The 17,392-nt window shown below is 32.0% G+C and carries 19 protein-coding genes; 7 read left to right on the plus strand and 12 right to left on the minus strand.

Annotated features, from left to right (window positions below; translation table 11 throughout):
• Positions 1-18: 18 nt before the first annotated feature.
• The 4 genes from KAR67_RS03745 to lgt all read right to left on the minus strand — a co-directional run bounded on the left by KAR67_RS03745 (position 19) and on the right by lgt (position 4,380).
• Positions 19-744: a fumarate reductase iron-sulfur subunit gene (locus tag KAR67_RS03745; protein ID WP_002778387.1), complete on the minus strand. Its 726-nt coding sequence runs from the start codon at positions 742-744 to the stop codon at positions 19-21.
• The gene (locus KAR67_RS03750) at positions 737-2,728 is read right to left on the minus strand and encodes a fumarate reductase flavoprotein subunit (protein ID WP_002783123.1); all 1,992 of its coding nucleotides are present in this window, start codon (positions 2,726-2,728) and stop codon (positions 737-739) included. Before KAR67_RS03750 ends, KAR67_RS03745 begins: the two co-directional genes overlap by 8 nt.
• Complete coding sequence (locus KAR67_RS03755; RefSeq protein WP_002778384.1) at positions 2,712-3,497, minus strand: fumarate reductase cytochrome b subunit; 786 nt, start codon at positions 3,495-3,497, stop codon at positions 2,712-2,714. Before KAR67_RS03755 ends, KAR67_RS03750 begins: the two co-directional genes overlap by 17 nt.
• 67 nt (positions 3,498-3,564) lie before the next feature.
• Positions 3,565-4,380 (minus strand): prolipoprotein diacylglyceryl transferase, encoded by an 816-nt coding sequence (gene lgt / locus KAR67_RS03760; RefSeq protein ID WP_002778382.1) that lies wholly within the window; start codon positions 4,378-4,380, stop codon positions 3,565-3,567.
• 90 nt (positions 4,381-4,470) lie between these two features.
• On the opposite strand from lgt, the gene KAR67_RS03765 reads away from it, so the two are divergent.
• The gene (locus tag KAR67_RS03765) at positions 4,471-5,376 is read left to right on the plus strand and encodes a hypothetical protein (RefSeq protein WP_002778381.1); all 906 of its coding nucleotides are present in this window, start codon (positions 4,471-4,473) and stop codon (positions 5,374-5,376) included.
• Positions 5,377-5,448: 72 nt separating this feature from the next.
• On the opposite strand, the gene KAR67_RS03770 is transcribed toward KAR67_RS03765, so the two are convergent.
• The 8 genes from KAR67_RS03770 to gatC all read right to left on the minus strand — a co-directional run bounded on the left by KAR67_RS03770 (position 5,449) and on the right by gatC (position 11,770).
• The gene (locus tag KAR67_RS03770) at positions 5,449-6,240 is read right to left on the minus strand and encodes a shikimate dehydrogenase (protein ID WP_002780722.1); all 792 of its coding nucleotides are present in this window, start codon (positions 6,238-6,240) and stop codon (positions 5,449-5,451) included.
• Positions 6,237-7,064 (minus strand): SPOR domain-containing protein, encoded by an 828-nt coding sequence (locus KAR67_RS03775; RefSeq protein ID WP_002778371.1) that lies wholly within the window; start codon positions 7,062-7,064, stop codon positions 6,237-6,239. The genes KAR67_RS03770 and KAR67_RS03775 overlap by 4 nt, the downstream gene beginning before the upstream one ends.
• A gap of 12 nt (positions 7,065-7,076) precedes the next feature.
• Positions 7,077-7,622, minus strand: a complete 546-nt coding sequence (locus KAR67_RS03780; RefSeq protein WP_002778362.1) for a DUF1882 domain-containing protein — start codon at positions 7,620-7,622, stop codon at positions 7,077-7,079.
• The gene (locus KAR67_RS03785) at positions 7,619-8,863 is read right to left on the minus strand and encodes a serine hydroxymethyltransferase (protein WP_002778360.1); all 1,245 of its coding nucleotides are present in this window, start codon (positions 8,861-8,863) and stop codon (positions 7,619-7,621) included. Before KAR67_RS03785 ends, KAR67_RS03780 begins: the two co-directional genes overlap by 4 nt.
• Entirely contained in the window at positions 8,860-10,368 is a 1,509-nt protein-coding gene (gene lysS / locus KAR67_RS03790) for a lysine--tRNA ligase (protein ID WP_002778358.1), read from the minus strand. The genes KAR67_RS03785 and lysS overlap by 4 nt, the downstream gene beginning before the upstream one ends.
• Positions 10,368-10,838 carry a Fur family transcriptional regulator gene (locus tag KAR67_RS03795; RefSeq protein ID WP_002778353.1) on the minus strand — a complete coding sequence of 157 codons (471 nt, stop codon included), beginning with the start codon at positions 10,836-10,838 and terminating at the stop codon, positions 10,368-10,370. The genes lysS and KAR67_RS03795 overlap by 1 nt, the downstream gene beginning before the upstream one ends.
• 3 nt (positions 10,839-10,841) lie before the next feature.
• Positions 10,842-11,402, minus strand: a complete 561-nt coding sequence (locus tag KAR67_RS03800; RefSeq protein ID WP_002778351.1) for a CvpA family protein — start codon at positions 11,400-11,402, stop codon at positions 10,842-10,844.
• A gap of 80 nt (positions 11,403-11,482) precedes the next feature.
• Positions 11,483-11,770 (minus strand): Asp-tRNA(Asn)/Glu-tRNA(Gln) amidotransferase subunit GatC, encoded by a 288-nt coding sequence (gatC, locus tag KAR67_RS03805; protein WP_002778349.1) that lies wholly within the window; start codon positions 11,768-11,770, stop codon positions 11,483-11,485.
• 131 nt (positions 11,771-11,901) lie between these two features.
• Between gatC and KAR67_RS03810 the strand changes: the two genes are divergently transcribed.
• The 6 genes from KAR67_RS03810 (at position 11,902) to pyk (ending at position 17,341) form a co-directional block, all read left to right on the plus strand.
• Positions 11,902-12,480, plus strand: a complete 579-nt coding sequence (locus tag KAR67_RS03810) for a hypothetical protein (protein WP_002778347.1) — start codon at positions 11,902-11,904, stop codon at positions 12,478-12,480.
• Positions 12,477-13,475: a hypothetical protein gene (locus tag KAR67_RS03815; RefSeq protein WP_002778342.1), complete on the plus strand. Its 999-nt coding sequence runs from the start codon at positions 12,477-12,479 to the stop codon at positions 13,473-13,475. Before KAR67_RS03810 ends, KAR67_RS03815 begins: the two co-directional genes overlap by 4 nt.
• Entirely contained in the window at positions 13,472-13,759 is a 288-nt protein-coding gene (locus KAR67_RS03820; RefSeq protein ID WP_002812302.1) for a hypothetical protein, read from the plus strand. Before KAR67_RS03815 ends, KAR67_RS03820 begins: the two co-directional genes overlap by 4 nt.
• Entirely contained in the window at positions 13,746-14,375 is a 630-nt protein-coding gene (locus KAR67_RS03825) for a type III pantothenate kinase (protein WP_002778333.1), read from the plus strand. The genes KAR67_RS03820 and KAR67_RS03825 overlap by 14 nt, the downstream gene beginning before the upstream one ends.
• Before the next feature lie 125 nt (positions 14,376-14,500).
• On the plus strand, positions 14,501-15,847 hold the full coding sequence (locus tag KAR67_RS03830; RefSeq protein WP_002778331.1) for an FAD-dependent oxidoreductase: 1,347 nt from the start codon (positions 14,501-14,503) through the stop codon (positions 15,845-15,847).
• A gap of 51 nt (positions 15,848-15,898) precedes the next feature.
• Complete coding sequence (gene pyk / locus KAR67_RS03835) at positions 15,899-17,341, plus strand: pyruvate kinase (protein ID WP_002812304.1); 1,443 nt, start codon at positions 15,899-15,901, stop codon at positions 17,339-17,341.
• Positions 17,342-17,392: the final 51 nt, after the last annotated feature.

Below are 17,392 nucleotides of genomic sequence, written 5' to 3' on the forward strand. Positions count from 1 at the left end.
CTTTTTAAGGGGAAAATATTATTTATTTCTTTGAGCAACAAGTTGTCTTCTCATATAAGCAATTTTGCTTTGTAAAGGTAAATTTTTAGGACAATTATCTTCGCAAGCTAATAAAGACATACATCCAAAAACACCATCATCATCGCCCACTAATTCATAGAAATCTTCAACTGTTCTATGATCGTGCGGATCTTGTAAATATCTAGCTGTTCTTAAAAGCCCTGTTGCTGCGATAAAATTCGGGCGCATAAGCTTAGTTGCACACGAAGCCACACAAATTCCGCACTCAATACAACGATCAAGCTCAAAAGTTTCCTCTGCTACTTCAGGTTCTATGCGTTCTTCAATTTTTGAAATATCGGTTTCTTTTTCATTATGTACCCAACTTTCAACGCGCTTACACATATCCTCAAACCACTCGCCTGTATTGACACTCAAATCCTTAATATGTCTAAATGCAGGCATAGGCATAAGCTCGATAACTCCATCAGAATAATCTTTTGTTAAAGTCTTACAAGCAAGCTTTGGCACACCATTAATCATCATTGCACAAGATCCACAAATCCCTGCACGACAAACAAAGTCAAAACTCAAATCCGCATCCATTTTTTCGCGGATTAAAGTCAAGCACACAAAAACTGTCATAAAAGGAGTTTCTTCAAGCTCGTAAGTTACAAAATGAGGTTTTGAAATTTTGCTTAAAGGATTATATTTAAACGCCTTTATCGTTAATTTTCTACTCATAATCCACTCCTATTCTTTGATTTAGCGCTTTATATTTTGGTTGTAATTCATAAGGCATTAAAGCGTGCTGAATTTCGTGACGATTTTTACCTTCAGCTTCCATTTTTTCGCGGATTGCATCAACTTCAGCTTGACGCTTTTCACTTAAAGGATTTTCTATGATATTACCTTTAGCACCATACCCACGGAATGCAGGTGGCATTTCCATTTTCATAATATCAAGTTCATCGTATTCAACACGAGGCAAGCTTTCGCCCTCTACCCAGTAAGTTAAAGTTCTCTTCATCCAGTTCAAATCATCTCTTTTTGGATAATCCTCTCTATAGTGCGCCCCACGACTTTCAGTTCTTAATAACGCTCCATAAGCTACGCAAAGTGCAACTTTAAGCATTCTTGGAACTCTATAAGCTTCTTCTAGCTCAGGGTTTGCACAATCAAGCTCTTTACAATGTACTTTTACATTTTGAGATTCTTTATAAAGTTTTTCAAGCTCATCAACAGCTTCTTTTAAGCCTTCACCTGTTCTAAAGATTGCTACTTTATCCCACATGATTTCTTTCATTCTATTTTTGATTTCAAAAACAGAATATTTACCTTCTTTATCTACTAAAGATTTTAAATATTGGTATTCTTTTGTTAAAAAGTCTTTTACTATATTTGTATCGATAACTTCACCATTATTTTTACAATAATCTGCAAAATAATCCCCTATAATCATACCTGCAACAACGGTTTCAGCACAGCTATTTCCTCCCAAGCGGTTAAATCCGTGCATATCCCAACACGCTGCCTCGCCACAAGCAAAAAGACCATCTAACCATTGACTCTCGCCTGTAGGTTTTGTTCTAATGCCACCCATAGAATAATGCTGCATAGGTAAAACTGGAGCCCAACCTTTTGGACCTTCATCAGCAGGATCAATACCATTGAAAGTTTTGCAAATATCTTGCACATCACGAAGATTTTTTTCTACATGTGCACGGCCAAGTATGGAAATATCAAGCCACAAATGATCGCCATAAGGACTTTTTACACCCTTACCTTTTCTAATATGCTCCATCATTCTACGACTTACCACATCACGGCTTGCAAGTTCTTTTTTCTCTGGTTCATAATCAGGCATGAAACGATATCCATCCACATCACGTAAAATTCCACCATCTCCACGACACCCTTCAGTAAGTAAAATTCCACTTGGGACAATAGGCGTTGGGTGAAATTGCACAGCTTCCATATTTGAAAGTCTACAAAGTCCTGTTTCAAGAGCTATAGCTGCACCTGTTCCTTCGCAGATAACCGCATTTGTGGTTTGCTTATAAATTCTACCATAACCACCCGTTGCTATCATTGTTCCTCTTGCAATATAAGCAATCAGTTGCCCATTAGTTAAATCTCTTGCAATTACACCTAAGCATTTTTTGCCATCATGGATAACTCTAACCGCTTCCATTCTATCGATAATTTTTACCTGATGTTTGATAGCTTCATTAGCTACGCCATAAAGCATACAGTGGCCTGTAGCATCAGCTATATAACAAGTTCTCCATTTTTTAGTTCCACCAAAGTCACGAGCATTGATGAGTCCATGAGCCTCTTCTCTTTCTTCGATTACAGTTTTTTGTGCGTTAATAACAACTGTTCTTGGTCCTTTAGTTACCCTAGTCCAAGGAACCCCCCAAGAAGCAAGTTCGCGAACGGCTTTTGGAGCAGTTTGTGCAAACATTCTTGCTACTTCTTGATCACAACCCCAGTCGCTTCCTTTTACTGTATCTGCAAAGTGTAAATCTTCGTTATCACCTTCACCTTTAGCACCATTTCCTAAAGAAGCTTGCATACCTCCTTGCACCGCAGCAGAGTGCGAACGCTTTACCGGACAAATACTTAAAAGTGTTACACTTTGACCACTTTTTGCCACCTCTATTGCAGCTCTAAGGCCTGCCAAACCTCCGCCTATTACTAAAGCATCACTATATTGAATATTCATAATTTGCTCCATTATAAGTTTTTACCATTGCAGTTGTTTGACTTTGATAGTTTTCAAATCCAATTTTCGCAAATGCTGCAAGACTTAAAACTCCTAAAACCAAGAAGAAAATGCTGATTATCCATTTTGCCATCTTGAGTTTTTTACGACTCTTGCGAATATCTTTAACATCTTTTGCTTCAAACCAGCCCCATTTTACACAAAGTCTATAAAGCCCTATACTACCATGCAATTCCACACAGATTAAAAGTGCGATATAAAAAAGCCACATAAAATGATTGATCACCCTATCACCTGACATATCAGCAGAAATTTTATCTCCATTTGTGATAACAAAAATCAAGTGCGCAGAGCCTAAGAAAAACATTACAAAACCTGTAAATGCTTGAACAAGCCATAATGAAGTATCACCATGATTCATTTTTTTAGCATGAGTTCTAAGAATTTGGTATTGGCGAAAATTAATAGGAAATTTTCTCATAGCCAATAAAGCATGCACAAAAAACACCACCAAAACACAGGCAGCTAAAAACGAGGTAATATAACTCATCATTGGATCGTTATAAATGAATTTTAATTCCAAAAAATGGACAACGGAATTAAAAAAATCCTTACTCACCAAGATAGTAGATACAAAAACCATATGTACCCACATGAAAAGACCTAGAAAAAGCCCAGAAGCACTTTGGATAAAATCTAACTTTGCAGGCATTTTACTTTTTTTGCCATCAATGCTCTTACCCAAATACCCTTCGATAAGCTCACTCATCTTCACTCCTTTATAGAAAGAAATTTAAAAAATCTCTTCATTATAGTACAATAGCCTTTAATACACATTAAATATTTACTTTTTTAAACTTTATGCAAATATAAAATAACAAGGCTGCTACAAACATAAGCAAACTCAAAATTTGTCCCATGCTCATACCCCAAAAAATAAAGCCTAAACCAAAATCTGGTTCACGATAAAATTCACATACAAAACGCGCCAAAGAATAAACACAAGCATAAACAAGAATAAGTTCACCTTGAAATTTTTGTTTCATTTTTACCAGATAAATAACAATAAAAACCACAACTCCCTCTAAAAAGGCTTCATAAAGTTGTGATGGATGTCTTAAAACTCCCTCCACATAAATACCCCAAGATACATCGGTAATGCGTCCAAAAAGCTCTTGGTTTAAAAAATTTCCTATACGACCAAAAACATAAGCTAAAGGTACACTCAAAGCCACCAAATCAAGAAATTTCCAAGGATTTTCTTTGTATTTTTTACAAAATAAAAAAGTAGCTATCAAAAATCCTATAATCGCACCATGATAACTCATACCACGAATGCCTACAAATTCACCATTTGCATAAGGATTGAAAATTTGCCAAGGATGAGTAATATAATACATAGTGTGTGCATCATAAATTAAAATATATCCAAGTCTTGCTCCTAAAATCACGCCAATTTCCACCCAAATAAAATAACTATCTAAGCGTTTTTCATCGATATCTAGCTTAAATTTTCTTACAAAAAATTTCGCTAAAAGTAAGGCTAAAAGTAAGGCTAAAACATACATAATTCCATACCAATGTACTTTAAACCCTAAAACACTAAAAGCCACAACATCAAAATTTGAATAAATATTTTGCCAAAATTCCATACTTTTTCCATTATTTATTTTGTAAAAATATAGCAAAAAAACTTTAACTTGCTATAATTAAACATAATTTCTTATCTTAAAGGTTAAAAAATGAAAAAATATTTCTTATTTATTATTGCTTTATTTTTAGCTGCTTGCAGTGGTGCTAGCAATAATTTTGTGCATGTTTCAATGCCTAATTTCAAACCTCAAACTCCTACAAAAGTAGAGCCTATAGATTCTGGGGTTTCAATCATGCTAGAACCTATAAATATAGAACAAAATAATAATTATTCAGATTATTTTGAAAACTCTGTACTTAAAATTCGCATTGACAAGGAAGTGGCTCTTTTAAAAGAAAATTTAGAAGAACAATTTAAAACCATAGCACAGCTTAAGGGCTATAAAATAGTAACTTCAAATCCTGATTACACTCTTAAAAGTTTGATAAATGTTCTTATAGAAGAAAAAAATATACAAAAATCAAATAATTTTATGAGTGGAGAGTCTGTTAAATCTAATTTAGGAATTAAATTTCAAGGAAAAATTGATTTTATTGATCAGCACAACCCTCAAAATTCGACCAATCTAACAAGCCATACCAAACTTGACTCCTTGGTGGATTTAAATTACCCTATTAAAACCAAAGATGGAATAAATATGTTTAAAACTACTATTTCAACAGTACCCACACAACTCAATAAAGGTCTAGAAAAACCAGCTTTTGAAATAGATAAAAGTTTTTTACATTTTTATAAAAATACTTTAAATACACTCTATAATAATCTTCCAAAAGCCACAGATATAGGAAAAACTGTACCAAATAGCAATACTGATTCTAGCGGCTTTAATCATTTTGATACCAACACAATATTTGAAGAAAATTTACCTCAAGAACAAAATTTGGATAATAGCTCGCAAGATATTTCTTTTCAAGAGCAAACATCTTCAAATTCAAATATACAATATGAAAATAACACAAACAAAAATCAAGATGGGGTTATCATTTTTGAATGATTAGCCTAAATAGTAAATAATACTTTGATTTCTCTTATTATATTTGATATTTTCTAAGAGAAATCAAAAAAATCAAAACTCTAACTTCAGAGCTTCTTGCATGGCATTTTTAATCTTTTCTCTTTTATCTTTGACATCAAAAAAAAGCTCAAAGGCAAAAACAGCTTGCCATAAAAGCATATCAAACCCATCTTTTACTTTTAAGTTATGCTCTTTGCATAATTTTAAAAAAGAGGTTTCTTTGCCATAAATGACATCAAAGGCAAATTTTGCTCTGCTTAAAATTTTATCTAAAAGTATTTTATCGCAAGGTAGATCATCATCTTTTAAGCCTGCCGAAGTTGAATTAACCACCAAATCAAAATCAAAATCATCCAAGGCATTATAAAGACTGGTTTTATATAAAGTAAAATCCTTAAATCTTTTTTCGCTACGATTTGCCACACAAACCTCTACTCCTTTTTGCTTTAAAGCAAATGCTAGAGCAAGCGCAGTCCCTCCAGCTCCTAAAATCAAAGCTTTATTAATACTTTCAAATTCTTTAATAGCTTCTAAAAAACCTAAGGCATCAGTATTGTAAGCATAAATTTTTCCATCTTTTAAACATAAGGTATTTGCAGAGCCAATATTACTAGCAAGCTCATCTTTAACATCAGCCATTTCCAAAGCTGCTTCTTTAAATGGCAAAGTGATATTTGCTCCTTGAAGTTTTAATTTAAAAAAATCCTGTCTTAATTGATGATAATCTTGTAGATGATAGCGTGTATAAATACCATCAAGCTTGAGAACTTGAATGGCATTGTTATGAATTCTAGGCGACTTAGAATGCGAAATGGGATCGCCGATCACAGCTAAAAATTTCATTTTAAAGTGAAAGAAAATGCGTCTTTAGCTACTTCTTTTCTAATTTTAGCTAATTCTGCTGCAACATTTGCTTTCTCAAAAGGTCCTATTAAAACCTTAGTGATTTCTTTTCCACCTACTGTAGTTTTATAAAGCTTATATTCATAGCCTTTTTGTTTTACAGCTGCTAGCTCTCTTGATTTTTGATCTAAATTGCTCACTGAAAATATCTGAACATAAATCCCAGAAGCTAGACCATTTGGATGAACAGGTTTAGCATCTACATTTTTAAACAAATCATTAGCATTGGCTTTTGGCTCTTGTTTAGGTGTTTGTTTTGCAGGTTCTTTTTTTACGACAGTCTGTTTTGCTTCTTCTTTTGGCTTACTTTCTTGTTTTACTTCCTGCTTAGGAGGTGTAGTATTTAAAGGTGCCACTTTTTCAGAATTTGTCGTATTTGGCTCAGCAGGCACTTCTTGATCAGGCATAGTTAAATTGATATTATCATTTGCATTAGGAGCTGGTGCTAAAGAATTATCATTTTGCTCCCCTTGAATCTGTCTTCTTAAAGCTTCAAATTGATCTTCAGCTGAAGTATTTTCAGTAATTGGCATACTCTCAAAAGAATCAGTATTATTATCTTGCGTTATATTTAAGGGTTCACTTGGTAAAATACTTTGATTTTCAGTATTTTCTTCACCACTATTAATGAGTTTCATAACTATCATAATCACTAGAAATAAAATTATCAAAGCAATGACGCGTAAGAGAATTTTTTTCATTTTTTCACTTTTATTACTTTTTTCCAAAATAATATCATCAAATTCATTTTTATTATTTTCCATAATATTCCTTTCTTACATATGTTTAGACCAAGAACTGCCTCGTTCTTTTTGATAAACTTCATAGGGTAGTATTAATATATTAAACTCTCTAGGAATATCCATACTTGGAAACACCTTCCATTCAACTGGCATTTTACTTGCAAACATCATTGAAAGTTTAGACGCTAAAGAATAACCTTCGTTTAACGCAGTGTGACCTTTGTGAATATAAAGATGTAAATGACCTGGAGTCTTTGTTTTGTAAGCTGTAAAATTTATAAAACCTTCTTCACGCAAAATAAGCTGCGCACGATGATAAAATCTTTCAGCATTAAAACCATTATAATCAAAAACAATATTTTCTACTTTATTGTCTTTGGTGATCAAATCATGAGCAACAACAATTTTCTTCGCTGCATGTTCTCTCATGATATTTAAATTTAAAGGAGCATCAATCCTTTCAAATTTATCAAAAAATAAACGACCTCGATGTGTTATTTTTTTCATAATCTTATCGCGTCGTATATAATAATGGTCGCTAATTATTTTAATCAGCGACAGATCCATAGGTGAAATCAAAACATTGCCTTTTCATAGATTATAAAATTACTTGCAAGGGTTTTGAGTTTTTCCTTAATTTCTTTTTGCAAATGAGTATTTTGAATATCATCTAAAATATCAGCTATATAGTTAGCAACTATTTGAATTTCATTTTCTTTAAAACCTCTAGCCGTAAGGGCAGGCGTTCCTAATCTTAATCCACTTGTTACAAATGGGCTTCTAGTTTCGCCAGGCACGGTATTTTTATTTGCTGTAATTCCTGCATTACCCAAAGCCAAATCCGCATCTTTTCCGCTAAATTCACGCTCTAAAAAGCTCATCAATACAAGATGATTATCTGTTCCATCACTTACAAGCTTATACTTTCTATCCATTAAAACTTTAGCTAAAGCTTGCGCATTGCTTCTTACTTGCTTAGCATAAATTTTCCATTCTTCACTAAGATTAAATTTAAATCCCACGGCTTTAGCTGCAATAACATGCATCAATGGTCCACCTTGGATACCTGGAAAAATAGCTGAATTAATTTTTTTAGCAAGCTCTTCATCATTAGTCATGATGATACCGCCTCTTGGACCACGTAAGGTTTTGTGGGTTGTAGAGCTTACTACATGAGCATGAGGAAATGGACTTGGATGCTCACCTGCTACAACAAGTCCAGCAATGTGTGCAATGTCTGCAAAAAGATAAGCTCCAACTTCATCCGCAATCTCTCTAAATTTTGAAAAGTCAATAATACGAGCATAAGCACTCGCACCGCACACGATAAGCTTTGGTTTTACAATATGAGCAATTTCCCTAACTTTTTCATAGTTTATCCTTCCATCAAGCTCTACACCATAAAAAAAGCTCTCATACATTTTTCCCGATGAGCTTACTTTTGCACCATGTGTTAAATGTCCACCATGACTTAAATCCATTCCTAAAATTTTATCACCTGGATTTAAAAGTGCAGCATAAACGCCTTGATTAGCTTGAGAACCTGAATTAGGTTGCACATTTGCAAAACTACAATTAAAAAGTTTTTTACATCTTTCTATAGCTAAATTTTCGATTTCATCTACAAATTCACAGCCTCCATAATATCTCTTACCTGGATAACCTTCTGCATATTTGTTAGTTAAAACACTTCCCATTACTTCCATTACTTCAGGCAAAGTGAAATTCTCACTTGCTATCATTTCAAGACCTTCGCACTGGCGCACTAACTCTTGGTTAGTTAAATCAAAAATTTCCTTATCAAACTGCTCTAAACTCATTCTTTATCCTCCTTTAATTCTGATTTCAATGGCCTCATAGCTGGAAACAATATCACATCTCGAATAGATTTTTTATTTGTTAAAAGCATCACCAATCTATCTATTCCTATACCTTGTCCTGCTGTTGGTGGCATACCATATCCTAGAGCATTTACAAAATCTTCATCCATTTCACACGCTTCTTCATCACCTGCATTTTTAGCCTCAATTTGTTTTAAAAATCTTTCATATTGATCTAAAGGATCATTTAATTCGTTAAAACCATTGGCTAATTCTCTACCACACACAAAAAGCTCAAAGCGCTCTGCTATCTCAGAATTTTTGTCACTACGACGAGAAAGTGGGCTAATAGATATTGGAAAATCTGTGATAAAAGTAGGATCAATAAGTTTACTTTCTACATAATTATCGAAAAGCTCGGCTTGCAAATGCCCTAAGTCAAGCTTATCATTTGCTTCAAAGCCATCTTTTTTTAATTTCTCTAAAATCTTATCTTTATTTTCAATAATTTCATCGCTTAAAGCACCATACTTTTTAAGCGCATCTTTATAAGTAATTCTCTCAAAAGGTTTGGAAAAATCGATTTTTTGTCCATCAAATTCTATGATTTTTCCTAATTGCAATTTTTCTAAAAGCAAGGCAAAAAGTTCTTCAGTAAGATCCATTAAATCTTTATAATTATGATAAGCCCAATAAAACTCAATTGTAGTAAATTCAGGGTTATGAGTAAGATCCATTCCTTCATTTCTAAAACAACGATTGATTTCAAAAACTGCCTCAAAACCACCCACTACAAGTCTTTTTAAATAAAGCTCAGGTGCAATTCTTAAAAATCTCTCAACCCCTAAAGAATTATGAAAAGTTACAAAAGGTTTAGCATTTGCACCACCTGCAATGGGGTGCATCATAGGAGTTTCAACCTCTAAAAAGCCTTTTTCTTCAAAAAAATGACGAATCAAACTTACAACTTTAGAACGAGTCAGAAAATCTTTTCTAACCTCTGCATTCATAATCATATCTACATAACGCTTACGATATCTTTGTTCTATATCTGTAAGTCCATGGTATTTTTCAGGCAAAGGTACTATTGATTTAGTTGCTAAAGTGATCTCACTTGCGTGCAAGCTAAACTCTCCCGTTTTAGTAACAAAAGGGAAGCCTTTTGCAAGGATGATATCACCCACTTCAAGATTTTTTTTGAATAAATTAAATTTTTCCTCACCTAAAGAATCTTTACTAAAATAAATTTGCAAATTCTCATTCTCATCTTCTATATTAGCAAATATAGATTTACCAGCAATTCTAAGAAGCTTTAAGCGTCCAGAAATGACAGAAGAGATACTTTCATCGCGTTTATTTTCAGTATCAAAAATATAGCTAAATTTCTTTTTAAAATCTGCTAGAGAAAGTTCTTTAACTAAAAAATGTGGATAAGGATTTACTCCTGCGTTTTTAAGCTCATTAGCCTTTTGAATTCTTTGTTGTTCTAAAATATTGTCAAACATTAAATTTTTACCTTAGCTTTTTGATTACAATTATTACACACACCATAAAGTTGCATTAAATGTCCCGTAAGTTTAAATCCATGCTCTTTAGCAATCAAGGCTTGCTGTCTTTCAATGATAGGATTTTCAAATTCTATAATTTTTCCACAATTTTTACAAATCATATGATCATGGTGTGGTTTATTGGCAAGCTCGTATTTTTTTCCAGCCGAACCAAATGATATAGAAGTAACCATTTCTGCTTCTTCAAGCAAATTTAAAGTCCTATAAACCGTAGCAATACCTACATTCAAATCCGGTTCTGCTTGTTTAATCTCCATATATAAACTTTCAGGAGTATAATGTGTATCACTATGATATAAGGTTTTGAGTAAGATTTCTCTTTGTTTGGTATATTTAAGACCACCTTGTCGTAAAATTTTCTTAAATCTTTCTAGTAATACATCGTATTCTACATTCTCAATCAACATATTTTATTCTCCTTGAGTAGTACTTAAATCATCTCTAATATCTTGCAAATTTTGATCAATTTGACCCAAACTACTTGTTGTTAGAGACTGATTCATTATAAATGATCCTATATTTTTAAGAGGAGTTAAAGTAAAACTATTTTGGGCAAATTGATTTAATTTATCATTTAAAAAATCAATACGCGCCACACAAAAAACTAAAATTGCAAAAATTAAAAATACTTTTGCACCTCCAAAAATAAACCCTCCCAAACGATCTAAAAATCCCAAACCGCTTAATTTAACCAATTTAGAAATAAAATTGCCAAGCACGAGACAAATTATCCAAAAAATAATTAAAATTGCTAAAAATCCTGCAAAATTAGCCAAACTTTGATTTTCTATCTTATAGAAAGTATTTTGAATAAATTCTGCAGCTTGCGAAGCGTATTTTGAAGCAATAAAAACACCACCGATAATCCCGAGCAAACCAAATACTTCTTTAATCAAACCACTTACAATACCCTTAAGACCTAAAAGTAGAGTAAAACCTAAAATAAAAGCATCAAACCAGTAAAATTCCATATTTTAATTCACCTTACCAAAGCATTTAAAAATCACTTAAAATTATAAATTATATAAACAAGAACTAAACACTAGATTAATCACTCAATGATTTTAGGAACAATGAAAAAATGATCATTGCTTTTTGGGGCATGATTTAAAACCGTTTCTACTACATTGCTACTATTAACACTATCACTTCTAAAAGGTGCTCCACCTTTAATGGTGCTGATTGTAACTTCTGAAGAACTTAAATCTAATTCATTTAACTTCTCAACAAAATTCACAATCTCACTAAGTTCGCAAATCACTTCACTTCTTTTTTCTTCTTCAATTTGTAAAGCACTTAGTTTTTCAAGCTTGCTAAGCAATTTTTCATCTATTTGCATCTTAAACCTTACTAAAATAAAGTCAATTTTTAAAATTATATCATAAAAAGCTTTAAATTGTTTAGGATATTTTGTAATTTATATGATACAATACTGCAGTTTTTTAAAATTAAAAATTACAAGGATAAATTTTGGGATTAAAAGATAATTTAAAAGCCGTAAAAGCAGAAATCAATACCGAAGAACAATTCATTGAAAATTTTATCAAAGGTGAGAGATTTATAAAAAAATATAAATTATATATATTTGCACTTATAGCAATTTTGATTATTTGGTTTACTATAAGCTTTATCAGTGGTAAAATCGAACAATACAATATCGAAGAAAGCAATAAAATTTACACAAGTTTATTAAACAACCCAAACGATCAAGCACTTCTTGAACAACTTAAAAATAAAAATGCTAATCTTTATGCAATTTTTCTAATGAAAGAATTAGCAAAAGATATCAACAATACCGAGATTAAAAGTCAGTTGCAAAGCTTAAGTAGCAATTCTGATGCAAATCATTTGCTTAAAAATATTATTTCTCTTCCTCTAGGAGAAAAATCGATATTTTTAAAAAATTACGATAAAATTTTACAAGCTTATAGACTTTTAGGAGAGGGAAAAATCGAACAAGCTAATATTTTACTTTCTCAAATTAAAGATGACTCAGCCCTAAGCCAGATTGCTAAAAATCTAAAACACTATCAAGGCATTTCCCGATGAGACAGTTTTTTTTAATCTCATTTTGTCTTATTTTTCTTTGCGCTTGTGGAACTAAAAGACAATACTTTGAACCTTCACAAACCGATGGAAAGCTAAGTTCTAACGATAGCTTAAAATCTAGTATTGTGGATTGGAATACAATTTCGGCAAAACTCAAAAACAATCAAGTAATTTTAAAAAATGATGCAATAATTGAAGATTTTAAACTAGATAAGGGCTATATACTTTTAGCATATCAAGAGGGTGAATTTATCGAAGCAGATGATAATGGAAATTTAAAAATTTACAATAGTTCTCATGATGAAGTTTATTCTTACAAATTTGATGCTGCAGTTCTTGGAGTAGCTTTACATGGAGATGATTTAGCACTTGTTTTAGCAAACAATAGCATTGTTTTAGCCAATCGCTCCCTAGGTATAAAATTCAGCCAAAACCTAACACCTGCACCCGCACAAGATAGTCGCGTTGCAAATCCTATCTTTTTAGACAATATCATTATTTATCCAACTTTAGATGGGAAAATTACAATCGTATCAAAAAATACTTTTGAAGTTGTCAAAGATGTTGTGATTTCAGCAGAAAGTTTTTTTAACAATGTCATTCACCTTGATATAAATGATGATAAAATGATAGCTGCAACAGCTAAAAAAGTTATAGTAGTAAGCCCTGCTAGAACTCTTTACTTGGATGCTGATATTAAAGATATTGCACTAGATAGCAATGCGCTATTTATATTAGAAAAAAATGGCAACATCATAAAAACAGACTATAATCTAAGAAAAATCACAGAGAAAAAATTTGATTTTGCTATCTTTACAAAAGTTAGCATACACAATGACCATCTTTACGCTTTTGAGAAAACAGGCTATTTAATCAAATGTGATCTCAATCTTGAAAATATTCAAATCTTTGAACTTCCAAACGCAGTTGAAAAAATATCTTTTATGGGCAATGGAAAGTTTTATTATGGAGATAAAATTTTAGATTTATTATGAATATTTTAAATGAAGCAATGAAGGTTTTAAAGCTGAATTTAAAACCTTTTGATTTAACAAATTTAACAAAAAAGAAAACTTATCTTTGTGCTTTGAATGATGAAAATTTACTTTTAATATACACAGGAAAAGCAAGATTTATCAACAAAGATGCTATATTTATAAACAACTTAGCCAATGATTTTGATCTAAAATACAAATATTTTTTTGCTAAAAGCCCTCTGTGCTCAAAGGCAAAACATTACCTTGAAGAAAAAGGATTTCATATTCATGCTATTTTGTGATATTGGCAATTCCAATGCTAGTTTTTTAGATGATAATAAATTTTTTACCCTTAATATAGAACAATTTTTAGAATTTAAAAGTGAACAAAAAATTTTTTATATCAATGTTAATGAGCACATTAAAGAACATTTAAAAGCACGCAAAAACTTTATAAATCTTGAGCCTTATTTTGTATTTGATACCATTTATCAAGGCTTGGGTGTAGATCGAATCGCAGCTTGTTACACTATAGAAGATGGAGTTGTGGTAGATGCTGGCAGTGCAATTACGGTAGATATAGTATCAAATTCCATACATTTAGGAGGTTTCATCTTACCGGGTATTGCTAATTATAGAAAAATTTATGCTCATATTTCTCCTAGATTAAAACATGAGTTTAATACCCAAATCAGTCTTGATGCCTTCCCGCAAAAAACAAGCGATGCTCTAAGTTATGGAGTGTTTAAAAGTATTTATTTGCTTATAAAAGATGCTGCGCAAAATAAAAAACTTTATTTTACAGGTGGAGATGGGCAGTTTTTAGCAAATTATTTTGATTATGCTATTTACGATAAACTTCTCATCTTTAGAGGAATGAAGAAGATTATACAAGAAAATCCGAATCTACTTTTTTAATTTGTAATGTTACAAAAATTCTCATTCTGTATATTCTTCAATCAAATTTAACTTTTTATAAAATAAATTGGATTACACTTTTATTTAGAAAAATTAACTTTACTAGAAGCAAAAAAAGGAAAAAAATGACTCAACAAGAATTCGATGTAATTGTCATCGGAGCAGGAATTTCTGGAGCAGCTCTATTTTACGAGCTTGCAAGATATACTGATATTAAAAATATTGCTTTAATAGAAAAATATCATGCTCCTGCAACATTAAATTCTAAAGGAACAAGCAATTCTCAAACTATTCATTGTGGAGATATCGAAACAAACTATACTCTAGAAAAAGCTAAAAAAGTTAAAAGAACTGCTGATATGATAGTAAAATACGGGCTTTTGCAAAATGCTCAAAATCAATTTATGTTTTCTCATCAAAAAATGGCCTTGGCTGTTGGTGATTCAGAATGCGAATACATGAAAAAACGCCATGAAGAATTTGGCGAACTTTATCCTTATATGAAATTTTTTAATAAAGATAAAATTAAACAAATTGAGCCTAAAGTAGCTCTTGGAGAAAATGGCAGAGATGATAGACCTGAAAATATCTGTGCTATGGGAGTCGAAGCTGGAGAAGTTTTTACTACAGTAGATTTTGGAAAAATGAGTGCAAGTTTGGTTGAACAAGGACAAAAACAAGGCAAAAATACCTTTGTAGCTTTCAATCAAGAAATTGTTCATATAGAGAAAAAAGATGATATTTTTATCTTGAAAACAAACACTTATCAAGAATACCGTTCTAAGGCTGTAGTTGTAAATGCTGGTGCACATTCTTTGTATCTAGCACATAAAATGAATTTGGGTATGGATAAATCTTGTTGGCCTGTAGCGGGAAGCTTTTATTTAACCAAACAAAAACTACTCAATGGTAAAGTCTATATGGTACAAAATCCAAAACTACCTTTTGCAGCTCTTCATGGAGATCCTGACTTGCTTGCAGATATGAATACTCGTTTTGGCCCTACTGCCCTAGTTATTCCAAAACTTGAACGCTACCATGGTTTAAAATCTGTCCCTGAATTCTTTGAAGCCTTAAAACTTGACAAAACCGTCTTAAAGGTTACTTTTAGTATGTTTAAAGATCCAACGATTAGAAATTATATACTTTATAACTATCTTTTTGAATTACCTTTTATTGATAAAGGTTTATTTGTAAAAGATGCCAAAAAAATAGTCCCTAGCTTAAAAACAAGTGATATTTATTATGCAAAAGGCTTTGGGGGAGTGCGTCCTCAAGTCATTGATAAAACTAGAGGAGAATTAATGCTAGGTGAAGCAAGCATTACCGAAACTCCCGGAATTATTTTTAATATGACTCCAAGTCCTGGAGCAACAAGCTGTTTAGGCAATGCTGAAAGAGATGCTAAGCTTATGTGCGAGTATTTAGGAGCTAAATTTGATGAGGATAAATTTGCTTCAGAATTATTGTAGTCTTTTTGTTTCCAAAGTTTGATTATAATTAAACAAAAAAAGGAGAACAGCGTGCTAAAAAAAACTAAAATTGTAGCTACAGTTGGGCCAGCAAGCGAAAAGGAAGATGTTTTACGCCAGATGATAATCAATGGCGTAAATGTTTTTCGTTTAAATTTCTCTCATGGAACACATGAATACCACAAAAACAATCTTGAAACCATACGCAAAGTTTCAAGAGAACTTAACACTCGCGTAGGAATTTTACAAGATATAAGCGGGCCAAAAATTCGCACAGGAGAGCTGAAAACTCCTTTTGAGCTTAAAAAAGGTGATAGACTTGATTTTTATTATGAAAAAATCATAGGCGAACAAATTGCTCCAAATCATTATAAACTTAGCATCAATCAAAGCGAAATTTTAAATATGCTAAAATTAGACGAATATGTCTATTTATATGATGGTTCAATCAGGGCAAAAGTGACTGCTAAAGATAGTGAAAAAATTGAAACTCTCATAGAAAATGATGGTTTTTTAAATTCAAACAAGGGTATTAATTTTCCAAATACTAAAATCAATATTGATGTTATCACACAAAAAGATAAAAAAGACTTACTTTGGGGTATAGAAAATAAAGTAGATTTCCTAGCTATTTCTTTTGTTCAAAATGCTCATGATATTGATGAAGTTCGTGAAATTTTAGCTCAAAATAATGCTAAAATTTCTATATTTGCAAAAATAGAAAAATTTGACGCAGTTGAAAATATAGATGAAATTATAGCATCTAGTGATGGTATAATGGTCGCGCGTGGAGATCTTGGTATAGAAGTTCCTTACTATAAAGTACCTAATATACAAAAAGCAATTATTCACAAAGCCAATAATGCTTCAAAACCTGTTATAACAGCTACACAAATGCTTTTTTCTCTTGCAAAAAGCAAAACTGCTACAAGAGCCGAAATTTCAGATGTTGCTAATGCTGTTTTAGATGGGACAGATGCTGTAATGCTTAGCGAAGAAAGTGCAGTAGGTATAGATCCAGCCAATGCAGTTGATGTCATGTGTCAAACCATCATAGAAACTGAAAAGCGCTATCCTTATAACAAATTTAATGAATTTGAAAATCTTGACAATACAGATAAAATCATGCGCTCTTCAGCCCATCTTGCAACAGATCTTAATGCTGATGCTATTTTTTCCTTGACTAGTAGTGGAAAATCCGCTATTAAAATTTCAAGATATCGTCCAGATATGGAGATTATAGCAGTGGCTCATTCTGAAAAAACATTGAATTCTTTAAGTATAGTTTGGGGTGTCAATCCTGCCATTTTGGTTAATAAAAGCGAGGATTTAACGGATTTACTTAGAGATTCTGTAAAATCTAGCGTTGAAAAAGGTTTTATGAATAAAGAGAAGTGCTATTTGCTCACTGCAGGCTTTCCAACTGGAGTAGAAGGCACAAGCAATCTTATACGCATACTTGCAAAAGAGCAAATTGCTTACTATCTTAAATAGACTTAAATTTTTAAGTCTATTTAAATCCACTTCTAAAATTTAATTAAAAAT

Source organism: Campylobacter sp. JH32 (assembly GCF_017846535.1).
GTDB classification, from domain to species: domain Bacteria; phylum Campylobacterota; class Campylobacteria; order Campylobacterales; family Campylobacteraceae; genus Campylobacter_D; species Campylobacter_D coli.